Annotated in this window: 23 protein-coding genes; 18 read left to right on the forward strand and 5 right to left on the reverse strand. The window is 68.5% G+C overall.

Going from position 1 to position 22767, the window contains the following annotated elements; genetic code table 11:
* Positions 1 to 33: 33 nt before the first annotated feature.
* From pyrH to VXD91_RS05915, 3 genes are read left to right on the forward strand one after another with little or no spacing between them, the layout of a single operon-like run.
* Positions 34 to 789, forward strand: a complete 756-nt coding sequence (gene pyrH, locus VXD91_RS05905) for a UMP kinase (protein ID WP_346414907.1) — start codon at positions 34 to 36, stop codon at positions 787 to 789.
* Between the two features lie 40 nt (positions 790 to 829).
* A complete protein-coding gene (gene frr / locus VXD91_RS05910; protein ID WP_212811834.1) occupies positions 830 to 1387 on the forward strand; it encodes a ribosome recycling factor in 558 nt (185 codons plus the stop codon).
* A 30-nt stretch (positions 1388 to 1417) separates the two neighbouring features.
* Complete coding sequence (locus VXD91_RS05915; protein ID WP_020102016.1) at positions 1418 to 2290, forward strand: phosphatidate cytidylyltransferase; 873 nt, start codon at positions 1418 to 1420, stop codon at positions 2288 to 2290.
* Here VXD91_RS05915 and VXD91_RS05920 read toward each other — a convergent pair.
* On the reverse strand, positions 2181 to 3146 hold the full coding sequence (locus VXD91_RS05920) for a DMT family transporter (protein WP_346414908.1): 966 nt from the start codon (positions 3144 to 3146) through the stop codon (positions 2181 to 2183). The two genes, VXD91_RS05915 and VXD91_RS05920, sit on opposite strands and share 110 nt — an antisense overlap.
* Before the next feature lie 94 nt (positions 3147 to 3240).
* Between VXD91_RS05920 and rlmN the strand changes: the two genes are divergently transcribed.
* Positions 3241 to 4338 (forward strand): 23S rRNA (adenine(2503)-C(2))-methyltransferase RlmN, encoded by a 1098-nt coding sequence (rlmN, locus tag VXD91_RS05925; RefSeq protein WP_212811832.1) that lies wholly within the window; start codon positions 3241 to 3243, stop codon positions 4336 to 4338.
* Positions 4339 to 4342: 4 nt separating this feature from the next.
* Here rlmN and VXD91_RS05930 read toward each other — a convergent pair whose 3' ends face one another.
* Positions 4343 to 4882, reverse strand: coding sequence for a TetR/AcrR family transcriptional regulator (locus VXD91_RS05930; RefSeq protein ID WP_212811831.1), 540 nt, complete (start codon positions 4880 to 4882; stop codon positions 4343 to 4345).
* Positions 4883 to 4907: 25 nt separating this feature from the next.
* On the reverse strand, positions 4908 to 6248 hold the full coding sequence (locus VXD91_RS05935; protein ID WP_318984323.1) for a hypothetical protein: 1341 nt from the start codon (positions 6246 to 6248) through the stop codon (positions 4908 to 4910).
* 147 nt (positions 6249 to 6395) lie between these two features.
* Here VXD91_RS05935 and VXD91_RS05940 point away from each other — a divergent pair, with 147 nt between their 5' ends.
* The 4 genes from VXD91_RS05940 to VXD91_RS05955 are packed head-to-tail and all read left to right on the forward strand — an operon-like array spanning position 6396 to position 9670.
* Positions 6396 to 6773 carry a metalloregulator ArsR/SmtB family transcription factor gene (locus tag VXD91_RS05940; protein ID WP_318984324.1) on the forward strand — a complete coding sequence of 126 codons (378 nt, stop codon included), beginning with the start codon at positions 6396 to 6398 and terminating at the stop codon, positions 6771 to 6773.
* Positions 6770 to 8407, forward strand: a complete 1638-nt coding sequence (locus tag VXD91_RS05945; RefSeq protein ID WP_318984325.1) for a SulP family inorganic anion transporter — start codon at positions 6770 to 6772, stop codon at positions 8405 to 8407. The genes VXD91_RS05940 and VXD91_RS05945 overlap by 4 nt, the downstream gene beginning before the upstream one ends.
* Positions 8408 to 8448: 41 nt before the next feature.
* Entirely contained in the window at positions 8449 to 8871 is a 423-nt protein-coding gene (locus tag VXD91_RS05950; RefSeq protein ID WP_318984613.1) for an FHA domain-containing protein, read from the forward strand.
* A gap of 55 nt (positions 8872 to 8926) precedes the next feature.
* Entirely contained in the window at positions 8927 to 9670 is a 744-nt protein-coding gene (locus VXD91_RS05955; protein WP_346414909.1) for a YoaK family protein, read from the forward strand.
* Positions 9671 to 9735: 65 nt separating this feature from the next.
* On the opposite strand, the gene VXD91_RS05960 is transcribed toward VXD91_RS05955, so the two are convergent.
* A complete protein-coding gene (locus tag VXD91_RS05960; RefSeq protein WP_212811827.1) occupies positions 9736 to 9990 on the reverse strand; it encodes a DUF2631 domain-containing protein in 255 nt (84 codons plus the stop codon).
* A gap of 165 nt (positions 9991 to 10155) precedes the next feature.
* Here VXD91_RS05960 and VXD91_RS05965 point away from each other — a divergent pair, with 165 nt between their 5' ends.
* The 10 genes from VXD91_RS05965 to VXD91_RS06010 all read left to right on the forward strand — a co-directional run bounded on the left by VXD91_RS05965 (position 10156) and on the right by VXD91_RS06010 (position 21080).
* Positions 10156 to 10659 carry a histidine kinase gene (locus VXD91_RS05965; RefSeq protein ID WP_212811826.1) on the forward strand — a complete coding sequence of 168 codons (504 nt, stop codon included), beginning with the start codon at positions 10156 to 10158 and terminating at the stop codon, positions 10657 to 10659.
* A gap of 44 nt (positions 10660 to 10703) precedes the next feature.
* The gene (locus tag VXD91_RS05970; protein WP_212811825.1) at positions 10704 to 11504 is read left to right on the forward strand and encodes a DUF4097 family beta strand repeat-containing protein; all 801 of its coding nucleotides are present in this window, start codon (positions 10704 to 10706) and stop codon (positions 11502 to 11504) included.
* Positions 11505 to 11595: 91 nt separating this feature from the next.
* Complete coding sequence (dxr, locus tag VXD91_RS05975) at positions 11596 to 12756, forward strand: 1-deoxy-D-xylulose-5-phosphate reductoisomerase (protein WP_212811824.1); 1161 nt, start codon at positions 11596 to 11598, stop codon at positions 12754 to 12756.
* A complete protein-coding gene (locus tag VXD91_RS05980) occupies positions 12753 to 13988 on the forward strand; it encodes a M50 family metallopeptidase (protein WP_212811823.1) in 1236 nt (411 codons plus the stop codon). The genes dxr and VXD91_RS05980 overlap by 4 nt, the downstream gene beginning before the upstream one ends.
* A gap of 9 nt (positions 13989 to 13997) precedes the next feature.
* On the forward strand, positions 13998 to 15164 hold the full coding sequence (ispG, locus tag VXD91_RS05985) for a flavodoxin-dependent (E)-4-hydroxy-3-methylbut-2-enyl-diphosphate synthase (RefSeq protein ID WP_212811822.1): 1167 nt from the start codon (positions 13998 to 14000) through the stop codon (positions 15162 to 15164).
* Between the two features lie 71 nt (positions 15165 to 15235).
* Complete coding sequence (locus VXD91_RS05990; protein WP_212811821.1) at positions 15236 to 16090, forward strand: GNAT family N-acetyltransferase; 855 nt, start codon at positions 15236 to 15238, stop codon at positions 16088 to 16090.
* Between the two features lie 187 nt (positions 16091 to 16277).
* A complete protein-coding gene (locus tag VXD91_RS05995; protein WP_212811820.1) occupies positions 16278 to 18092 on the forward strand; it encodes a penicillin-binding transpeptidase domain-containing protein in 1815 nt (604 codons plus the stop codon).
* A gap of 31 nt (positions 18093 to 18123) precedes the next feature.
* Entirely contained in the window at positions 18124 to 18705 is a 582-nt protein-coding gene (locus tag VXD91_RS06000; RefSeq protein WP_212811819.1) for a DUF1707 domain-containing protein, read from the forward strand.
* A gap of 25 nt (positions 18706 to 18730) precedes the next feature.
* Complete coding sequence (gene map / locus VXD91_RS06005) at positions 18731 to 19588, forward strand: type I methionyl aminopeptidase (RefSeq protein WP_212811818.1); 858 nt, start codon at positions 18731 to 18733, stop codon at positions 19586 to 19588.
* A gap of 1 nt (position 19589) precedes the next feature.
* Positions 19590 to 21080 (forward strand): cobyric acid synthase, encoded by a 1491-nt coding sequence (locus tag VXD91_RS06010; RefSeq protein ID WP_346414911.1) that lies wholly within the window; start codon positions 19590 to 19592, stop codon positions 21078 to 21080.
* Here the strand turns inward: VXD91_RS06010 and VXD91_RS06015 are convergent, their stop codons facing one another.
* Entirely contained in the window at positions 21081 to 22679 is a 1599-nt protein-coding gene (locus VXD91_RS06015; RefSeq protein WP_346414912.1) for an amino acid permease, read from the reverse strand. It lies immediately after the preceding gene.
* Positions 22680 to 22767 lie beyond the last annotated feature (88 nt).

Raw genomic sequence — 22767 nt, forward strand, 5'->3', positions numbered from 1 at the left:
GCAGTTGTGACTTGTGGGGACCGAAGGAGTCTGATGGGCAGCCCAGACAACGAGGCAGACAACGGTGGCCAGGGTTTGATCCGGCCGGCCTACAAGCGGGTATTGCTCAAGCTCGGTGGTGAGATGTTCGGCGGCGGCGCGGTGGGCCTGGACCCCGACGTCGTCGCTCTGGTCGCCCGGCAGATCGCCGAGGTGGTCCGCGCCGGTGCCCAGGTCGCCGTCGTCATCGGTGGCGGCAACTTCTTCCGCGGTGCGCAGTTGCAGCAGCGCGGCATGGAGCGGACCCGCAGTGACTACATGGGCATGCTCGGCACCGTGATGAACAGCCTTGCGCTGCAAGACTTCCTGCAGAAGGAAGGCATCGACACCCGCGTGCAGACCGCCATCACCATGGGACAGGTCGCCGAGCCGTACATCCCGCTGCGGGCGCGCCGGCACCTCGAGAAGGGCCGCGTGGTCATCTTCGGCGCGGGCATGGGCCTGCCGTACTTCTCCACCGACACCACCGCCGCGCAGCGCGCGCTGGAGATCGGTGCCGAGGTGGTCCTGATGGCCAAGGCCGTCGACGGCGTGTTCACCGCGGACCCGCGTGAGGTGCCCGACGCCCAGATGATCACCAGCATCACCCATCGTGAGGTGTTGGAACGCGACTTGAAGGTCGCCGATGCCACCGCGTTCAGCCTCTGCATGGACAATGGCATGCCGATGCTGGTCTTCAATCTGCTGACCGAAGGCAATATCGCGCGCGCGGTCGCGGGTGAGAAGATCGGAACGCTGGTTTCCAGCTAGGGCTGGGGCCGGGCGAGCGGGACTGACGGGAGAAGATGAAGTGATCGAGGAAACCCTCTTCGATGCCGAAGAGAAGATGGACAAGGCCGTCGCGGTGGCCCGTGACGACCTCGGGTCGATCCGTACCGGCCGGGCCAACCCGGGCATGTTCAACCGGATCAACATCGAGTACTACGGCTCGATGACGCCCATCACCCAGCTGGCGAGCATCAACGTCCCCGAGGCGCGCTTGGTCGTCATCAAGCCGTACGAGGCCAACCAGCTCAAGGCCATCGAGGACTCCATCCGGAACTCGGACCTCGGCGTCAACCCGAGCAACGACGGCAGCGTCATCCGCATCTCGATCCCGCAGCTGACCGAGGAACGCCGCCGGGAACTGGTCAAGCAGGCCAAGGGCAAGGGCGAGGACGCCAAGGTGTCGGTGCGCAACATCCGTCGCAAGGCGATGGACGAGCTGTCCCGGATCAAGAAGGACGGCGAGGCCGGCGAGGACGAGGTCGCGCGCGCCGAGAAGGATCTGGACAAGACGACCGCCACCTACACGGCTCAGATCGACGAGCTGGTCAAGCACAAGGAAGGCGAACTGCTCGAGGTCTGAGGATCTCCAGCCGTCCGCATCCGCACATTCGTGGCCACCGAAACCACCCCCACGGGGGAGCCCAAGAAGACATCGCGCGCCGGGCGCAATCTGCCCGCCGCCATCTCCGTCGGCGTCCTCCTCGGCGGCACCGTCATCGCCACCCTGCTGTTCGTCCCGCAGCTGTGGGTGGCGCTGGTGGCTCTGGCCGTCGCGCTGGCCACGCACGAGGTGGTGCGCCGGCTACGTGAGGGTGGCTATGCCGTCCCGGTGATCCCGCTGCTGATCGGCGGCCAGGCGATGATCTGGCTGACGTGGCCCTACCGGGAAGCCGGCGCCCTCGGGGCGTTCGGTGCCACGGTCGCGCTGTGCATGATCTGGCGGTTGTTGTCCGGCGGGCTCAAAGCGGCGCCGGTCAACTACACACGCGACGTGTCGGTGACGATCTTCCTGGCGTCCTGGGTACCGCTGTTCGGCGCCTTCACGGCGCTGCTGATCTACCCGCACCAGGGCGGCTACCACGAGGGTGCCATGCAGGTGTTCTGCATGATGCTGGGCGTCGTGGCCTCCGATATCGGCGGCTACACCGCGGGCGTGCTGTTCGGTAAGCACCCGATGGTGCCGGCGATCAGCCCGAAGAAGTCCTGGGAGGGCTTCAGCGGGTCGCTGCTGTTCAGCATCGTCGTCTCGGTGCTGTCGGTGCACTACCTGGCGGGCCGGCCGCTGTGGGTCGGTGTGCCGCTGGGCATCATGCTCGTCATCACCGGCACGCTCGGCGACCTGGTGGAGTCGCAGGTCAAGCGCGACCTCGGGATCAAGGACATGGGCACTCTGCTCCCCGGTCATGGCGGTCTGATGGACCGGATCGACTCGATTCTGCCGTCTGGAGTGGCGGCGTGGCTGGTGCTGGAGTTGCTGGCCTGACGGTCCGCGCCACGGCCCGCGAATTGAGCCAGCAGGCCAGCGCGCCGAGCACCAGACCGACCACCACACCGAGGTCCGGGCGCTGGCCCAGCAGCAGCCACGACAGCACGCCGGCGATGGCCGGGATGACCGCGAACAGCATGGCCACCGCGGCGGCGCCGTAGCGATCGATGGCCCGCACGTACATCGTCATGCACAACGTCGCGTTGAGCAGCACCACAGCCCCCACCGCGAGGACCGCGGTGTGCACGTTGGTCACCGTCCACGGCATGACGGCGGCCAGGATCGCCACCGGGACCAAGGACGCCGCGTTCTGCACCGCCGCGGTGGCGCGGAAATCCACGCCGCGGCAGAACCGCTGCTGGTAGACGCCGCCGGAGGCCAGCGCCAGCAGCGAGACGACCAGCAACACGATCACCGCGTCGACGCCGCCGACCATCAGCAGCCGCTGGGCGCACGCGGCCAGCACCGCCAGCGCGCCGAGGATCAGGGCGACGACGCGCATGGCGGTCAGGCGCTCGCCCAGGAACACCGCGGCCAGCAGCGCGGTGGCGACCGGGTTCATCGAGATGACGACGGCACCCAGCACCGCCGGAGCGCCGTGCATCAGTGCCAGGTACAGGCAGATGAACTGCACGGCCTGCGTGAGCAGGCCACTGATCACGACGTGCACCAGCCGCGTGCCAGTGGGCCATTTCACACGCGCCGCCAGGGCCCAGGTGGACAGGATGGCGGCGGCCAGCCCGAATCGGAACACCAGCGTCGCCATGGGCGTCAGAGCCGAAACCGCAAGGGCACCAATGGGATAACCCAATGCGTAGACGAAGGCCAGGAGCGACGCGGGACGGGGCGGCATGGGCTCATGGTGAGTGTTCATAGACGCCGAGTCCAACGATTTTCGGCTGTGATTTCGTCCCGGGGGTGCCGTCGGTGCGATACTGAAGCCCGTTATGGCCGTTTCCCTTCCTCTGGTGTTCGATGCACCGCGCCGCGGCATGCCGCCGCGGCACCTGGCCGACCTCGACGCCGAGGGACGCGTGGCGGCCGTCACCGAGCTGGGATTGCCGAAGTTCCGGGCCAAGCAACTGGCCAACCAGTACTACGGGCGGTTGATCGCCGATCCGCACGAGATGACCGATCTGCCGGCATCGGTGCGCGATCAGGTGGCCTCGGCGCTGTTCCCCGACCTGATCACCCCCGCGAAGCAGATTCAGTGCGACGCCGGGGAGACCCGCAAGACCCTGTGGCGCGCGGTGGACGGCACGACGTTCGAGTCGGTGCTGATGCGCTACCCGCAGCGCAACACCGTCTGCATCTCGTCGCAGGCCGGCTGCGGCATGGCGTGCCCGTTCTGCGCCACCGGTCAGGGCGGCCTGAAGCGGAACCTCTCGACCGCCGAAATCCTGGAGCAGGTCCGCGCGGCGTCGGCCGCCATGCGCAACGAGCACGACGGCCGGCTGTCCAACATCGTCTTCATGGGCATGGGGGAACCGCTGGCCAACTACAACCGCGTCGTGGCCGCCGTGCGCCGGATCACCGCGGCGCCGCCGGAGGGTTTCGGGATCAGCGCCCGGTCGGTGACGGTCTCGACCGTCGGCCTGGCCCCCGCGATCCGCAAACTCGCCGACGAGAAGCTGGGCGTGACGCTGGCGCTGTCACTGCACACCCCCGACGACGAGCTGCGCGACACGCTGGTCCCGGTCAACAACCGGTGGAAGGTCTCCGAAGTTCTCGAGGCCGCACGGTATTACGCCGACGTCACCGGTCGCCGGGTGTCGGTGGAGTACGCGCTGATCCGCGACGTCAATGACCAGCCTTGGCGCGCAGACCTTTTGGGCAAGAAGCTGCACCGCGCGCTCGGCCCGCTGGTGCACGTGAACCTGATTCCGCTGAACCCGACCCCGGGCAGCGAGTGGGACGCGAGTCCCAAGCCGGTCGAGCGGGAGTTCGTGCGCCGGGTACAGGCTGCCGGGGTGTCGTGCACGGTGCGCGACACTCGCGGCCGCGAAATCGCCGCTGCCTGTGGGCAATTGGCGGCCGAGGGCTAGCCGGCTAGCGCAAACCGACGGCGTGCCGCAGCTGCGCCAGTAGTTGCTCGGTGTCGTCGCTCGGGACGAGGTAGTGCGACACCGCGATCCGGATGGCCGTTGCGGCCTTCAGCTCGGCGTTCGGCCCCGACAGTAGCTTCTGCAGGCGGGCACGCATGGTCGGCACGACGTTCGGCAGCTGGGCGAGCACGGCCTCCGGTTCGATGTCGATGACCCGTACGCCGGAATAGGTCTTCTGGTACTGCACGATGAATTGCAGTGCGGCATCGAGCTTTTCGTTGCCGCGCAGCCCTTCGGTGGCCGCGGTCATGCCGTCGACGAACAAGTCGCGCTCGTACCGTCCGAACGACTCGAGCAGCGCCTCCTTGGAGGCGAACCAGCGGTACAGGGTGGGGCGCGAGACGCCGGCCTGCGTGGCGACCTCGGACAGGCTGAGCTTGGTCTGGCCCTGACGGGCAAGCACTTCCGCGGTGGCCACCAGGATTCGGCTCGGGGTCGAGGCGTCCTCGACGGAGCTGCCCTGATTGCTCGCCGTGCTGTCCACGAAACCGATGGTACTACCCGGTAACTTAGTCGACGGTTCCGGTGAGTCCGAGTTCGGCCAGCGCTTTGCGGGTGGAATCAGCCAGTGCCGCTTTGGTGTTCGTCTCGCCCGGTTCCCATGCGGTGACCGTCACGATCATCGACGTCGGTGTCTGGCACAACACCAGGAACAGGTGGCCGTTCAGGCGCTCGAGGTCCACCGGGGTCAGGCCCGGCTCGACCAGGCGGGCGTGGAAATTGTCGGCGTCGGTCCCGTCGGGCCGGTTGAACGCGGGCGGGAACTGGCCCAGGTTGGAGCAACCGATGGGCTTGCCGACCTTGAGCACCATCTTCTCGAGCCGCCGCACCGCGAACTTCGGCACCAGGGGAGTGAGGGGAAGCGGCGTGAGCATCATGCGGGTCCACTCGTCGACACCGGCCAGTTCGCGCTTGACGTCGCTGCGCAACTCGGACAGGTCGGTGCTGACCTTTTCGGGATCCGCCATCACGGTGATGGTGCTGAGGGCATTGCCCCGGGTGTCGCCCTCGGTGCGGATGTTGACGGGGAACGACAGCATGGCGCGGCCGTCGTCGCCCAACCGGCCCACCACCAGCCCGAGCCGGGCAGCGAGCGCGGCGAACAGCACGTTGCTGGTGCCGCCGAGGGCTTTCGCGCGCTGGTACCACTCGTCGATGCCGATGTGGACGACGACGAACGGCGGCGTCACCGGGGTGGTGATCCCGCTGGACACCGGCGCGCTCACCGATTTGGCCGACGCCGCCAGGTCGCCCTTCTGGTCGCGGGCGATCTTGACCGCGCCGACCACGGCCTTGAACCAACTGGGCATCGAGCGCACCGTCTGGCGGAGGTCTTCGCGCAGGGCCTCGCGCCGCGTGCGGGCCCCGGCGATCGGGTAGCCGAGATCGCGCGGCGACCCGTTGACCGCGTCGGCGACGGCCTCGGCGATGGCCAGGCCGTCACCGACGGTGTGCGACACCACGAGCGACACGGCCGCGCCGCCGCCTTCGAGTTGCTGCACGCCGAGGTGCCACGGCGGACCGTGCTCGGGGTCGACGGGGATGTGGCCGCGTTCGTTGACCCAGTCGTTGATCTCGGAGACGGGCCGCGTCCCGGGAGCGATGTCGAGGTCCACCGGTCCGGTGGAGCGGACCCACCGGTGGCGGCCGAACGGCAGCGGCGACCGCTCGATGCGGCGGCCCAGCAGGCCGCCGCTACCCAGGTTGCGGTGCAGGCGGCGCAGGCCATCCAGGTTCACCGGATGTTCGTAGATCCAGGTGTATTGGATGAGCGGGCCGCGGCCCAGCGCCCGTAAGCCGGTGAAGGAGGCTTGATCTCCCAGGTCGATCGTGTTGTCGGCTACGGTCATGTCGCGAATGTTACCCAGCCCACAATATTTCGCTGCGCGAGCCTGTGAGTTGTCTGGGGGAAGGTCATCTGGCGAATGGGTCGGGAGGGCCTGGCACGCTATGATGGATTGAGAATTTCTTCAATCCATCAAATAGGGGTGCCGCAGATGGTCGACAGCGTGCTCGACGGTCCCGAACGGCCGCTGTACGAGATCAAGGCGAACCTCTTCAAAGCGCTGGCGCATCCGGCGCGCATCCGGGTGCTGGAGATCCTGTCGACCTCCGAGGGCCCGACTCCGGTGAGCGACATCCACGCGGCCAGCGATATCGAACCGACACTGCTCTCCCAGCATCTGGCCGTGCTCAAACGTCATCACGTGGTCAGCGGCTACCGGGCCGGCAACGCGGTGTACTACACGCTGGCGCATCCGAAGATCGCCGAACTGCTGCTCATCGCGCGGACCTTCCTGGCCGATACCCTTGCCGCCCAACGTGATCAGCTCGATGCCGTCGGCTCGTTGCCGCCGATCGGCACCAGCCGATGACCACGCTCACCGCCGACCGCATCACCCGGCTGCTGCCGTCGCGCGCGGACTATGCCGGCCTGAGCCGTTCGTGGCGCCGCGATGTCCTCGCCGGCGTGACGGTCGGAGTGGTCGCGTTGCCGCTCGCGCTGGCGTTCGGCATCAGTTCGGGTGTCGGTGCGGCGGCCGGTCTCGTCACGGCGGTTGTGGCGGGTCTGGTGGCCGCGGTGTTCGGCGGATCGCACGTTCAGGTGTCGGGGCCGACCGGGGCGATGACGGTGGTGCTGGCGCCGATCGTCGCGCAGTACGGACTGGGCAGCATCGCCGCGGTCACCATCCTGGCCGGGATCATCGTCGTGGTGGCCGGCCTCACCGGCGTAGGGCGCGCGGTGACGTTCATTCCGTGGCCGGTGATCGAAGGATTCACCCTCGGCATCGCGGTCATCATCTTCCTGCAGCAGGTGCCGGCCGCATTCGGGCAGGCGGCACCGGCCGGACGGTCCCCGTTGGTGGCCGCGGGCGTCGTCGTCTCGCATATCGAGATGGGCGCGGCGCGGCCGGCTCTGCTCGTCACAGCGCTGGTGGCGGTCCTGATGATCGGGCTGCCCAGGCTGCATCCCGCGGTACCGGCGTCCCTGGTGGCCGTTGTTGTGGCGACCGCACTGGTGGCCGGTACCGGAATGTCCGCGCCCCGCATCGGGGCGCTGCCGTCGCGGCTGCCCGCTCCCGTCTGGCCGCACGCCGGCCTGGCGGTGCTGCACTCCCTGTTCGGCGCGGCACTGGCGATCGCCGCGCTGGCCGCCATCGAGTCACTGCTGTCGGCGCGGGTCGCGGCGACGATGTCCCCGACCGGGCCCTACGACCCCAACCGCGAACTGGTGGGACAAGGGCTGGCGTCGGTCGCATCCGGGGTGTTCGGCGGTATGCCGGCCACCGGCGCCATCGCCCGCACCGCGGTCAACGTGCGGTCCGGCGCACGAACCCGCGTCGCGGCCATCGTGCACGCGCTGGTGTTGCTCGCCGTGGTGTACCTCGTCAGCGGACTGGTCGGGGCCATTCCGCTCGCGGCGCTCTCGGCCGTGTTGATGGTGACGGCGTTCCGGATGATCTCGCCGCACACGGTCATGCGGATCCTGCGGTCGACGCGTTCGGACGCGCTGACGTTTGTGCTGACCGCAACCGTCACAGTCTGTTTCGACCTGATCCAGGCCGTCGAGATCGGGATCGCGGCCACGGCGTTGTTCGCGCTGCGCACCCTGGCCCGGCGCAGCAGCGTCACCCGCGAGGACTTGCCGGGGCCGTATGTGCCGGGCGACGAGCGCATCGCGCTGCTGCGGCTCGACGGGGCCATGTTCTTCGGTGCGGCCGAACGGCTTTCGGCCGCGATCACCGATGGCAACCATCCCGAGACGTCGGTGGTGATCATCCGGCTGTCGCAACTCGGCATGCTCGATGCCACGGGTGCGCACACCCTGACGCAGATCGTCGAAGAACTCGAGGCGCGGGGTATCACCGTGATCATCAAGGGCGTCCGGCCCGAGCATCGCGACCTCCTCGCCGGTGTCGGGATCATCGACTCCCTGCGCCACGAGAACCATCTCATCGAGAACTTGGACGATGCCATCGCCCACGCCCGCAGCCACACCACCCGGTAGCGCCGCGAAAACCCATCTAGACGAAGGAACCCGAGATGAGCCTGACCGACCACGCGCGGCCCAGCGACGACGTCACCGTCCACACCACCGCCATCCACCGCGTGATCGACGAGCGCGCCAACGGCCATGCCGCGCAACGGAAAGCGTCCGAGGTGGTGCCGGGCTCGGGTGTCCTGGTGATCACCCGCGGCCCCGGTCCCGGCGGTCAGTTCCTGCTCGCCGACGACGTCGTCGCCGCCGGCCGGCACCCCGACAGCGCCGTCTTTCTCGACGACGTCACCGTCAGCCGCACCCACGCTGAAATCCGTTGGCTCGACGACGAATACTGGATCATCGACGCCGGCAGCCTGAATGGCACCTACGTCAACGGGACCCAGGTTCAGTCCCTCCCGCTCACCAGCGGCGACGAAATCCAGATCGGTAAGTTCCGGCTCAGCTTCACCTGCCTGCCCCAAGGCCGGTGACCGCGCCGGCACCGATCGGGGCCGTCCGTCGATCCGTGCCGTACATAATGTGCCGGTGGATGAGCAGTCGCCCGACAGGGTTGTGAGCAAGGAAGCCGCGATCGGACCGGAGGCACGGTTGTCGTGGCTGCTGTCGTGGTTGGCCGGCATGATCGGCGCGGTCGCGTTCCTGCACAGCGCCGGATACTTCGTCACGTTCATGACGGGCAACACCGAACGGGCCGTGCTCGGCTGGTTCGACGTCGCCGAACGGCAGAAGGTGTCCGGAGCCGGGCCGCAGGCGGCCTTGTGGTTGATGGCCTGCTTCCTCGCGGGGGTCTTCGTGGCGTCGGTCCTGCGGCGCAAGTACTGGCAGAACCATCCGCACGGCGCGACGGCCCTGGTGACCGTTGGCCTGTTGGTGGCGTCGGTCGTCGAGCTCTATGAGGACGGCTGGTACTACGAGGACGTCAACTTCACCGGAATCCTGATCATCTGTTTCTCGGTGGGCGCGCTGAACACCAGCTTCGTCAAGAACGGTGAGGTAGCGGTACCGCTCAGCTACGTCACCGGCACGGTCGTCAAGCTGGGACAGGGGCTGGAACGCCACATCTGCGGCAACGGCACCGTCTACGACTGGCTCGGCTATCTCGCCCTGGTGGGGTCGTTCATGATCGGCGCGGGCGTGGGTGGCGGGCTCGCGGACCGCCTCACCGGCCCGCAGCTGATCGGCACCGTCGGATTGATCTGTGGCGCAACGACACTCGTGACGTTCTTCCATTCGGACAAGCGGCACCGGGAGCCCGAGGCCGCCGCCTAGAACGCGTCAACGACAAAGGCCACGAACTCGCGAGAGTTCGTGGCCTTTGCCGTAAAAGATCGAGGTCAGCGGATCCAGCCGCGACGACGCAGCCACCAGCCGCGCACGACGATCACCATGATCAGGATGGCGAAGCCGATCAGCCAGGCGTCCTCGACGTGGCCGACGTGGTTACCGCGCAGCATCACCAGCAGGAAGATGGCCGACAGGATGCCACCGGCCTGAATCACGCCGCGGTTCATCTTGGACCAGCCCCACTCGGCAGAGGGGACGTCCTCTACGTCGACTCCGGTGCTTCGTTCGACCTCGGTGGTGGCCACGGCTACTCCTTAACGATCCGGTGGATTGCCGACATTCTTACATACGACGCTCGGTCGTATTCGTGCGGAGGAGCGCTGCGGGTGGGTGTCGTCGGCGCGGGCGCCGCGATGTGTGGCGGCAAAATGACGCTTGTTGTGACACCACAATGGTGTCATATTGGTGTCATGGATCTGCAACCGTATGTCGACGGGGTTCGGCTGGAGTTGGAAATCGCCGCTGCGGCCGGCGGCGAGGAAGCCGCTGAACTCGCCGAACGGCTGACCGCGCCGCTGGACTCCGCCTTGCGGCTCGCGCTGCTCGAGGCGCTGTCGGAGGCGGCCGAGCACATCACCCGCGAGTTGGCGCCCGCGTCGGTCGACGTGCGCCTGCGCGGTCGAGACCCGGAATTCGCCGTGACCGGGCTGCCGGCCGAAGCCGATCCACGCAGTGCCGGCGCCGATGCGGAGCTGCCTGACGGGGACGCCGCAGTCCCGGCCGGCGACGACGGCGGCACGTGGCGCGTCACCCTCCGGCTGCCCGAGGGGCTGCGCAGCGGCGTGGACGCCGCCGCCCGGCGTGACGGCCTGTCGGTCAACGCCTGGCTGGTTCGCGCGGTCGGAGCGGCGCTCGGCGGGCCGGCGCCACGTGACCGGAAGCGCGGCAACACCGTCACCGGCTGGGTCCGCTGACGACGCCGAACCGAAGAAAACCCATCCATCGATCGGAGACCACAATGCGAACCTTTCCCACGCCCGGACCCATCACCGCCACGATCGAACTGGGTGCCGGCGCGGTGCGCATCACCGCCGCCGATCGCGCTGACACCGAGGTGCGCGTGACGCCGCGTGACCCGCTGCGGGCCGCCGACGTCCGAGCGGCCGAGCAGGCGCACATCGATTTCGCCAACGGCGCGCTGACGGTGACCGTGGGCAAGAAACTGTTGTCGCTGTCGCGCGGCGCGGTCAACGTCGACATCGCGGTGCCGTCGCTGTCGAGGCTCGCTGTCGCGGTGTCGTCAGCGGACCTGCGGGTCGACGGAACGATCGGCGACTGCCGGTTCGACGCTGCCAGTGGCACCGCTGCGCTCGACGCTGTCGAGGGAAACATCAAGGCCGCCACCGCTTCCGGTGACGTTGCCGTTCGCCGCCTGTCGGGCAACGCCAACGTAGCCACGGCGTCGGGGGAGCTGTCGATCGACGCCCTCGACGGCGGCCTGAAGTTCCAGGCGGCCAGCGGTTCGGCGACTGTCGCGACCTTGCGCGGGAGCGTCGACAGCCGGACCGCATCCGGATCGCTGACCGTCGCCGGCGCCGAGTCGGGATCGATCTCCGCCGCGACCGCCAGCGGTGACGTCGAGGTCGGCGTGGCCCAGGGGACCGCCGCGAACCTCGATCTGGACAGCCGGTCGGGGACCGTGCGCAGCGACCTGACTCCCGCCGCGGGCCCCGAGCACGACGACCGGCGGCTGATCGTGCACGCCCGCACCGCCTCGGGCGACATCACCATCCGCCGCGCCACGACCGTGCCTGCCTGACGCGGTACGCCTCGTCGCGGCGATCCGTCATTGCTGATCTGGATGTGCCACCGACGGCGCCGAAGCCAGGCCGGGGCGGCACAATAGAGACGTGAGTGAGCGGCTACGAGTCCTGGTGCTCGGCAGTACCGGGTCGATCGGTACCCAGGCGCTGGAGGTGATCGCCGCCAACCCCGACCGGTTCGAGATCGTCGGCCTGGCGGCCGGCGGCGGCAACGCCGAACTGCTGGCCCGGCAGCGCGCCGAGACCGGCGTCACCAACATCGCCGTTGCCGACCCGGCCGCAGCCGGGCGCATCGGCGACGTCACCTACGCGGGTGACGACGCCGCCACTCGGCTGGTCGAGGACACCGAGGCCGACGTCGTCCTCAACTCTCTGGTCGGCGCGCTCGGTTTGAAGCCGACGCTGGCCGCACTGCACTCGGGTGCCCGGCTTGCCCTCGCGAACAAGGAATCGCTGGTCGCCGGCGGCCCGCTGGTGCTCAAAGCGGCGCAGCCTGGCCAGATCGTGCCCGTCGACTCCGAACATTCGGCGCTGGCCCAGTGCCTGCGCGGTGGCACCGCCGACGAAGTGGCCCGCCTGGTGCTCACTGCGTCGGGCGGACCGTTCCGCGGTTGGGCGGCCAAGGACCTCGAGGCCGTCACGCCCGAGCAGGCCGGTGCCCACCCGACCTGGTCCATGGGCCCGATGAACACCCTGAACTCGGCGTCGCTGGTCAACAAGGGGCTCGAGCTCATCGAGACCCACCTGCTGTTCGGCATCGACTACGACCGCATCGACGTCGTGGTGCACCCGCAGTCCATCGTGCATTCGATGGTCACGTTCACCGACGGCTCGACGCTCGCGCAGGCCAGTCCGCCCGACATGAAGCTGCCCATCGCGCTGGCGCTGGGCTGGCCGGCCCGCGTCCCGGGCGCCGCCTCGGCGTGCGACTGGACCACGGCGTCGACCTGGGAGTTCGAGCCTCTGGACGACGACGTCTTCCCGGCGGTCCGGCTGGCCCGCGAGGCGGGTACCCGCGGCGGTTGCCTGACCGCGGTCTACAACGCCGCCAACGAAGAGGCCGCGGCCGCGTTCCTCGACGGCCGGATCACGTTCCCGGCGATCGTGCGGACCGTTGCTGAAGTGCTGGGCGCTGCGGATCAATGGGCCGCCGAACCCAGTACCGTGGATGACGTACTCGATGCGCAGGATTGGGCCCGGGACCGGGCGCGGCGCATCGTCGCACAGGAGGTTGTGCCCGCCCGATGATGTTCGTGATCGGTATTGCGCTCTTCGCGCTGGCCATTCTGGTCTCGGTGGCCCTGCACGAGTGCGGTCACATGTGGGTCGCCCGGGCCACCGGGATGAAGGTGCGGCGGTACTTCGTCGGCTTCGGCCCGACGCTGTGGTCCACGCACCGGCCCAACCGGCTCGGCACCACCGAATACGGCCTCAAGGCCGTGCCGCTGGGCGGCTTCTGCGACATCGCGGGCATGACGTCGGTCGACGAGATCGCGCCGCAGGACGAGCCCTACGCGATGTACAAGCAGAAGGTGTGGAAGCGCGTCGCCGTCCTGTTCGCCGGACCGGCGATGAACTTCATCATCGGCCTGGTGCTGATCTACGGCATCGCCGTCACGTGGGGCCTGCCCAACCTGCACCCGACGACGACCGCGGTGATCGGTGAGACCGCCTGTGTGGCACCGCAGATCACCAAGACGGGGGACAACCTGTTCGGGCCGTGCCCGCACCCGGGCGCCGGCCCCGCCGCGGCGGCGGGCCTGAAGGCCGGTGACACCGTGGTCAAGGTCGGCGACAAGCCGGTCAGCACCTTCGAGGAGATGGCGAAGGCCATCCGTGGCCTGAGCGGCACTGTCCCCGTCGTCTACGAACGCGGCGGCCAGACGTTCACCACCACCGTCAACGTCGAGCAGACGCAGCGATTCACGAACAAGGACTCCGACACCGCTGCAACGGTCGGTGCCATCGGCGTGACCGCGGCGCCGCAGCCCGGACCGACGCAGTACAACGTGCTGACCGCAGTGCCCGCGACGTTCACCTTCACCGGCGATCTGGCCGTCGAACTGGGCAAGTCGCTGGCGAAGATCCCGACCAAGGTCGGTGCCCTGATTCACTCGATCGGCGGCGGCGAGCGCGACAAGGAGACCCCGATCAGCGTCGTCGGGGCCAGCATCATCGGCGGCGACACCGTCGACCGCGGCCTGTGGGTGATGTTCTGGTTCTTCCTGGCGCAGCTGAACTTCGTGCTGGGCGCGGTGAACCTGCTGCCGCTGCTGCCGTTCGACGGTGGACACATCGCGGTCGCGGTCTTCGAGAAGCTGCGCAATATGATTCGCGCGTCCCGTGGCAAAGTCGCCGCGGCGCCCGTGAACTACCTCAAGCTGATGCCTGCCACCTACGTCGTGCTGGTGGTGATCGGCGGCTACATGCTGCTGACCGTGACGGCAGACCTTGTGAACCCCATTCGAATCTTCCAGTAGGAGACCGTGATGACCTCCATCGGTTTGGGTATGCCGGGTGTCGGCAGTGAACCGCCGGCCCCGCCGACCCTGGCGCCGCGCCGCAAGACTCGTCAGCTGATGGTGCGCGACGTCGGCGTCGGCAGCGACTACCCGATCGCGGTGCAGTCGATGTGCACCACGAAGACCCACGACGTGAACGCCACGCTGCAGCAGATCGCCGAGCTGACGGCGTCCGGTTGCGACATCGTGCGCGTGGCCTGTCCGCGGCAGGAGGACGCCGACGCGCTGGCAGAGATCGCTCGCCACAGCCAGATTCCGGTGATCGCCGACATCCACTTCCAGCCCAAGTACATCTTCGCGGCGATCGACGCCGGCTGCGCCGCGGTGCGCGTGAACCCGGGCAACATCAAGGAGTTCGACGGCCGGGTCAAGGAGGTCGCCAAGGCCGCCGGTGCTGCCGGCATCCCGATCCGCATCGGCGTCAACGCCGGTTCGCTGGACCCGCGGCTGCTCGAGAAGTACGGCAAGGCGACCCCGGAGGCGCTCGTCGAGTCGGCGCTGTGGGAGGCCTCGCTGTTCGAGGAACACGGCTTCGGTGACATCAAGATCAGCGTCAAGCACAACGACCCGGTGATCATGGTCGAGGCCTACCGGCAGCTGGCCGCGAAGTGCGACTACCCGCTGCACCTCGGCGTGACCGAGGCCGGTCCGGCGTTCCAGGGGACCATCAAGAGCGCCGTCGCGTTCGGGGCGCTGCTGAGCGAGGGCATCGGCGACACCATCCGGGTGTCCCTGTCCGCACCGCCGGTGGAAGAGGTCAAGGTCGGTAACCAGATCCTGGAGTCGCTGAACCTGCGGCCCCGCGGCCTGGAGATCGTGTCGTGCCCGTCCTGCGGACGTGCCCAGGTGGACGTCTACACGCTCGCGAACGCGGTGTCGGCCGGCCTCGACGGGCTCGACGTGCCGCTGCGCGTGGCCGTCATGGGCTGCGTCGTCAACGGGCCGGGCGAGGCACGCGAGGCGGACCTCGGCGTGGCGTCCGGCAACGGCAAGGGCCAGATTTTCGTGCGCGGCGAGGTGATCAAGACCGTGCCCGAGTCGCAGATCGTCGAGACCCTGATCGAAGAGGCGATGCGAATCGCCGCCGAGTCGGGAACCGATGCGAGCGGTTCGCCCGTCGTAACCGTAAGCTGAGCACAGTTCTGTGACTACGGTCACGGACAGCCCCAACTAGCAACCAGGTCACACTCGCAGAAGGTCGGTGAATGTCGGCTCCTCCGCTGTTCCGGATCGCAGATGCGCGCCGGATCTCAGTGGTGCGCGAGGTCGCCCAGGTGCAGCAGGTCTTCGACGAGGATCCGGTCGGCACCTGCATGGTGGCGGCTCGCGTCGGCGACCACGGCCTCGATCCGGTGGCCATCGGCGGTGAGCTGTGGACGCGTAGCCGGCCCGCCGAGTCGCTGTGCTTCGCCGGGGTGAACCTGATTCCGATGCGGGGTACCGCGGCCGACATGATGGTGTTCGCCGACAAGGTCATGAGTGCGCCGCGGCGGTGTTCGTCGCTCGTGGGCCGCGCCGAGTTGGTGCTGCCGATGTGGCAGCAGCTGGCCCAGGTGTGGGGCCCGGCCCGCGAGGTCCGCGACTGCCAGCCGCTGCTGACTCTGTCCGACGCTCCGCAGTGCCCCGTCGACCCCGCGGTGCGCCCGGTCCGGATGGACGAGCTGGACGCGTATGTCGTTGCGGCAGTGGACATGTTCATCGGTGAGGTGGGTGTCGACCCGCGGATGGGCGACGGCGGCCGCGGCTACCGCCGCCGGCTGGCGGGACTGATCGCCGCGGGCCGGGCCTGGGCGCGGTTCGAGGACGGCCAGGTCGTGTTCAAGGCGGAGATCGGCGCCCAGACGTCGCGGGTCGGTCAGATCCAGGGTGTGTGGGTACACCCGGACTGGCGTGGCCGCGGTCTCGGTGCCGCCGGCACGGCAAGCTTGGCGTCGGCGGTGCTGCGCAGCGGCCGGACGCCCAGCCTCTACGTCAACGATTTCAACGCCCCGGCTCGGGCGATCTACCGGCGTATCGGGTTCAGCCAGCTGGGTACGTACGCCACCGTGCTGCTGGACTGACGTTTTCGCGCCCGACATGCGCGTTGGGCACGCGACACGCCGGGCGGGCGGTGTGGAACGTCGATCTCGAGGTCGCCCGCCGGGGGCCGGCAAGGCTCGCAATCCGGCGTAGCTCACAAAACTGTCACGGTTGTATCTCGGTGTGCCTCCATGCCACGGGCTGGTCACACTTCTAACATCAGCCCCAATGGCAACGCACACATCATCCGTTTCACGCTCGGCCGCGTTGTTGTCGGTGGTGGCGGTCGCAGGAGCGATGACGGCCTGCACCCCGAAGCCCAACGGCCCCGAGCCCACCGCGCAGGCGTTCTTCGCCGCGCTCGGCCGCGGCGACACCGGTGCCGCCGCCGACCTGTCCGACAAGCCCAACGAGGCCCGCACCGCGATCAACCAGGCCTGGTCCGGCCTGCAGGCGACCAAGCTCGACGCGCAGGTGCTCGGCTCCAAGTACACCCAGGACACCGGCAAGATCACCTACCGGTACACCTGGCACCTGCCCAAGGACCGCACCTGGGCCTACACCGGACAGCTCAACATGATCCGGCAGGACGGCCGGTGGCAAGTCCGTTGGGGCAGCACGGATTTGCATCCCAACCTGGGGGAGCACCAGAGCTTCCAGCTGCGCGCCGACCAGCCGATCCGCGCCTCGGTCAACGAACTCGGCGGCACGAACGTTCTGGTACCGGGGTACCACTACAACTACGCGCTGAACGCCCGGTCCGCGGCGGGCGAGCTGATGCGGACCTCCCGCGTGGTCGCCGACGTGCTGCGGCAGTTCGACAACACCATGGACGCCCAGCGGCTCGCCGAACAGGCCAGCTCGTCCACCGGACCGCTCAACCTGATCACCCTGCGCCGCGAGGACAACGACAAGGTGTCGGGGTTGCTCGGCCATCTGCCCGGTGTGGTGATCACCCCGCAGCCGGAGATGGTCCCCACCGATCCCCGATTCGCGCCGGCCATCGTCACCGAGGTCAAGAAGCAGGTCGCCGATCAGCTGGTCGGCCAGCCGGGTTGGCGCGTCGTCAGCGTCAACCAGAACGGCGCCGACATCGACGTCCTGAACGAGGTCCCGGGTAAGCCGGCCCCGTCGATCACCATCAGCCTGGACCGCAACGTGCAGAACGCGGCCCAGGATGCGGTGAACATGGTGGGCCGCAAGGCGATGATCGTCGCCATCAAGCCGTCGACCGGCGAAATCCTGGCCGTGGCCCAGAACGCGGCCGCCGACGCCGACGGCCCCACCGCCACCATGGGCCTCTACCCGCCCGGGTCGACGTTCAAGATGGTCACCGCCGGCGCTGCCATCGAGACCGACATGGCCGGGCCCAACACGCTGCTCGGCTGCCCCGGCACCATCGACATCGGGCATCGCACCATCCCGAACTACGACCGGTTCGACCTCGGCGTCGTCCCGATGTCGAGGGCCTTCGCGAACTCGTGCAACACGACCTTCGCCGAACTGGCCAGCCGGATGCCGCCGCGCGCCCTGACGAACGCGGCCGCGCAGTACGGCATCGGCGCCGACTACCAGGTCGCCGGCATCGACACCGTCACCGGGAAGGTGCCGCCCACCGTGAACCTGGCCGAGCGCACCGAGGACGGCTTCGGCCAGGGCAAGGTGGTGGTCAGCCCGTTCGGCATGGCACTGGCGGCGGCGACGGTCGCGGCCGGAAAGACCCCGCTCCCGCGGCTGATCGAAGGCCGCCCGACTACCGTCTCCGGCAATACGGCGCCGATCACGCCCAAGATGGTCGACGGTCTACGGCCCATGATGCAGCTGGTGGTGACCAACGGCACAGCCAAGGATCTGCGCGGCAGCGGCGACGTGCGCGGCAAGACCGGGGAAGCCGAGTTCCAGGGTGGTTCGCACGCCTGGTTCGCCGGCTACCGCGGTGACATGGCCTTCGCGGCCCTCATCGTCGGCGGTGGCGGGTCGGAGACGGCGGTTCGGATGTGCCGGGACATGTTCAAGGGCCTGCCGCCCGATTACCTGGCCTGACCGAAGCCCCTGACATGAGTAGCCTGTTTGGGTGACCAACAGCGACGAGATCGCGGTCCTGCGCGTCTCCGACGCCGACCGCAACGGCACGCTCCGGCGGCTGCACAACGCGGTGGCCCTGGGGCTCATCGACATGGACGAGTTCTCCGAGCGGTCCGCGCTGGTCGCTCTTGCCCGTCAGCAGGGCGAGCTGGCGGTGCTGGTCGGCGACCTGCCCGCGCCCAACGCGATCGTGACGGGCTCGGCCGACCGCGTCGAGCTGCGCGGTGTCATGGGGTCGCTCAAGCGGCAGGGTGAGTGGGTCGTGCCGACCCGGCTAGCGCTGGTCCGCCGCGTCGGCTCGATCGACCTGGACCTGACCCGGGCCCGGTTCGGCGGGCCCATCGTGGTCATCGAACTCGATCTCAAGTTCAGCTCTCTGGATCTCCGGCTGCCCGAGGGCGCCAGCGCCTCCATCGACGACGTCGAGGTGGCGGTCGGCAGTGCCACCGACCATCGCAAGGACGCGCCCGCCGACGGCACCCCGCACGTCATCCTCACCGGGCGGGTGGTCTTCGGGTCGGTCGATATCCGCGGGCCGCGCCGGACGTGGTTCGGCCGCGGCGACCGATAACTCCGGCGCTCGCTAAGCTGGGACGATGTCTGTTCGAACCGCGCTTCGCCCCGGCGAGGTGTCTCCGACCCTGCCGGTGCCCAAGTCGATCCCGCGCCCCGAGTACGCGTGGAAGCCGACGGTGCGCGAAGGCAGCGAGCCCTGGGTGCAGACGCCCGAGGTGATCGAGAAGATGCGCGTCGCCGGCCGCATCGCGGCCCAGGCGCTCGCCGAGGCCGGCAAGGCCGTCGCACCCGGCGTCACGACCGACCACCTGGACCGGGTGGCGCACGAGTACATGCTCGACCACGGCGCGTACCCGTCGACGCTGGGCTACAAGGGTTTTCCCAAGTCCTGCTGCACCTCGCTGAACGAGATCATCTGCCACGGCATCCCCGATTCGACGGTGATCGAGGACGGTGACATCGTCAACATCGACGTCACCGCCTACAAGGACGGCGTGCACGGCGACACCAACGCCACCTTCCTGGCCGGCGACGTGTCCGAGGAGCACCGCCTGCTGGTCGAGCGCACCCACGAAGCCACCATGCGGGCCATCAAGGCCGTCAAGCCGGGGCGGCAGCTGTCGGTGATCGGCCGCGTCATCGAGTCGTACGCAAACCGGTTCGGCTACAACGTGGTTCGCGACTTCACCGGGCACGGCATCGGCGAGACGTTCCACAACGGCCTGATCGTGCTGCACTACGACAAGCCCGAGGTCGACACCGTGCTGGAGCCGGGCATGACCTTCACCATCGAGCCGATGATCAACCTCGGCTCGCTGGACTACGAGATCTGGGACGACGACTGGACCGTCGCGACCGTGGACAAGAAGTGGACGGCGCAGTTCGAGCACACCCTCGTGGTGACCGACGACGGCGCCGAAATCCTGACCCTGCCGTGATGTGACCGGCGGGGCTCTGCTGGTCGCCGGCACCACATCGGACGCCGGTAAGTCGATGGTGGTGGCCGGCCTGTGCCGGCTGCTGACCCGCAAGGGCGTGCGGGTCGCGCCGTTCAAGGCCCAGAACATGTCCAACAACTCGGCCGTCACGGTCGAGGGCGGCGAGATCGGGCGCGCCCAGGCGATGCAGGCCCGGGCGGCCGGGCTGGCGCCGAGCGTGCGGTTCAACCCGGTCCTGCTCAAGCCGGGCGGGGACCGGACGTCACAACTCGTGGTGCGCGGCGTCGTCGCCGGCACGGTGGCGGCGGGGGACTACTTCACCCGCCGGACGCAGCTGGCCGGCGTCGTGGCCGACGAATTGGCCGCGCTGCGAAGCGAATTCGATGTGGTGATCTGCGAAGGCGCCGGCTCGCCCGCCGAGATCAACCTGCGGGCCACCGACGTGGCCAACATGGGCCTGGCCCGCGCCGCGAACCTGCCGGCGGTCGTCGTCGGCGACATCGACCGCGGCGGGCTGCTGGCGCACCTTTACGGCACGGTGGCAGTACTGGAACCTGCGGACCAGAAACTGATCGCCGGATTCCTCGTCAACAAGTTCCGGGGCGACCCGGCGCTGCTGGAACCCGGCCTGCGGCAACTGGAGTCGCTCACCGGCCGCCCGACCTACGGCGTGATCCCGTATTCCGACGACCTGTGGCTCGACGCCGAGGACTCGCTGTCGGTCACGCCACGCGGACAGCTGGGCCGGCCGACGGCGCCGCGCGGCCGGGATGTCCTGACCGTGGCCGCCGTGCGTCTGCCCCGCATCTCGAACTCCACGGACGTCGAGGCCCTTGCGTGCGAGCCGGGGGTGCACGTCCGCTGGGTCGATACCGCGGCCGAGCTGGCCGGCGCCGATGTGGTGGTGCTGCCCGGCAGCAAGGCGACGGTCTCCGACCTGAACTGGTTGCGCGACCGTGGACTCGCCGAAGCCGTTGTCGCGCATGCCCGGTCGGGGCATGCGGTGCTCGGCGTCTGCGGTGGGTTCCAGATGCTGTGCACGACGATCCACGACACCGTCGAGTCCGCTGCGGGCCGGGTGCCCGGACTGGGTCTGCTGGATGCCGACATCGAGTTCGACGCCGACAAGACCCTGAAACACTGGGATACCCCGTTGTACGGCTACGAGATTCACCATGGCCGGGTCGCGCGGTGCGCCGAGCTGGACTGGCTGGGGGTCGGTATCCGGCGGGGTCAGGTGTACGGCACCCACTGGCACGGGCTGCTCGACAACGACGCCGTGCGGCGGGCCTGGCTCACCGAGGTCGCCACGGGCTGTGGCAAGGACGGGTTCGTCGTGGCCGACGACGTGAACGTCGCTGCGCTGCGCGACGCGCAACTCGACGTGATGGCCGATCTGCTTGCCGCACATGTGGATGTCGACGCGGTGCTGAAGCTCGTCGAGTCCGGTGCGCCGGCCCGGCCGATGATCACCGGCAGCCTGCTCGCGTGATCAGCTCGGCTCGCCCACGGGCTCGGCCGGTGCTGTCGGCGCCGTCGGTTCTATGGGCTCCTCGACCTGCTTGATGGGGCCGGTGAACCAGTTCTTCACCGACACGTGCCAGTAGATGTAGAGCAAGACCAGGACACCACCGACCAGCAACGGCGTGTAGTTCACGAACTTCCACTCGAAGCTCGGGTCCCACGGCACGCCGCCGAGGGATGTCGGGAACATCGCGATGATCGAGGTGATCGTGATCTCGGCCAGCGCCACCGGTGCCATCCAGCGATGGTGGCCGCGCAGATTCCAACTGCCCGTTTGGAATTCATCGCCGGCACGCCAGCGGTAGTAGATCGGCACCGCGAAGCACAGGTAGACCCCGACGACCCCGATGGAGACGACGGCGTAGAACGCCACCGGAGTGGGCGTGCCGTTGATATCGACCTTGACCAGGGCCGGCAGCGTGAGTGCGGCGGCCACGACCGCGGTGATCGTGACGCTGTGTGTCGGAACCCGGTGCTTGTTGACCTCCGACCACCACCGATGGCCGGGTACCGCGCGGTCCCGGCTGAAGGCGAACAGCATCCGGGATGCGCTGGTCTGGCAGGCGACGGCGCAGAAGAACTGGCCGGCTGTCGAGATGAACAGCACTGCCGTCGCCCAGTTCGAACTCATGGCCTGGTTGAAGATGGCGGCCACCGCGCCGCCGCCCTTGGATACCGCGTCGGAATCCTGGACGGCAAACAGGAAGGCCAGCAAGAGGATCCAGCCGCCGACGGCCGAGTAGAAGATGGACCGCCAGATGCCCTTGGCGGCCGCACCCGCCGCGCTCTTGGTTTCCTCCGACAGGTGTGCCGACGCGTCGTAGCCGGTGATCGTGTACTGCGTGAGGATCACCGAGATCGGCAGCACCACCAACAGCCAACCGGCGCCCGAGGTGGCGCCGCCGAACATGCCGCTGTTGTTGATCGTCTTGGCGAAGACGTCCGAGAAACTCGCGTGGTGGCTCGGCACGAAGATCAAGATGCCGATGACCGCGGCCGCACCGAAGACGTGCCACCATACGGAGACGTTGTTGATGATCGCCAGCAGATGGCTGGAGAAGATGTTGATCAGCGCCGAGATGCCCAGGATCGCAACGAAGATGACGAAGGTCCGGGTGAGGCTGTATCCCGCCAGCCAATCGGCGCTGAGAGTGCCCAAGGTGAGGTCGATGAACGTCGCGCAGCCGTAGGCCACGGACGCGAGGATGGCCACCAGTCCGATGAGGTTGAGCCAGCCGGCGTAGAAGCCGGCTTTCGCGCCGCCGAGTTTTGCTGCCCACCAATAGATTCCGCCGGAGGTCGGGAAGGCCGACACCAGTTCGGACATACAGAGGCCGATGACGAGGATGAATGCCGCGACGATCGGCCAGCCCCAGGCGATCGCGGCCGGTCCGCCGTTGTTCCAGCCCAGCCCGAACGAGGTGAAGCACCCCGAGAGGATGGAGATGATCGAGAACGAGATGGCGAAATTGCTGAACCCGGACCAGGAGCGCTGCAGTTCCTGGCTGTATCCGAGCTTGGCCAGTAGCAGCTCGTCTTCGGTAAGTGCTTCGTGTCCTTCTGGCACTGTGGCCTCCTTAGGCGCCCCCGGATGTTGAAGAACAATAGGGTCAGTCCGGGTTTCGCGCTGGCCAACGGGTCCTGGCGTTACGGCG

The sequence above is a fragment of the Mycobacterium sp. SM3041 genome, from assembly GCF_039668335.1.
GTDB lineage: Bacteria > Actinomycetota > Actinomycetes > Mycobacteriales > Mycobacteriaceae > Mycobacterium.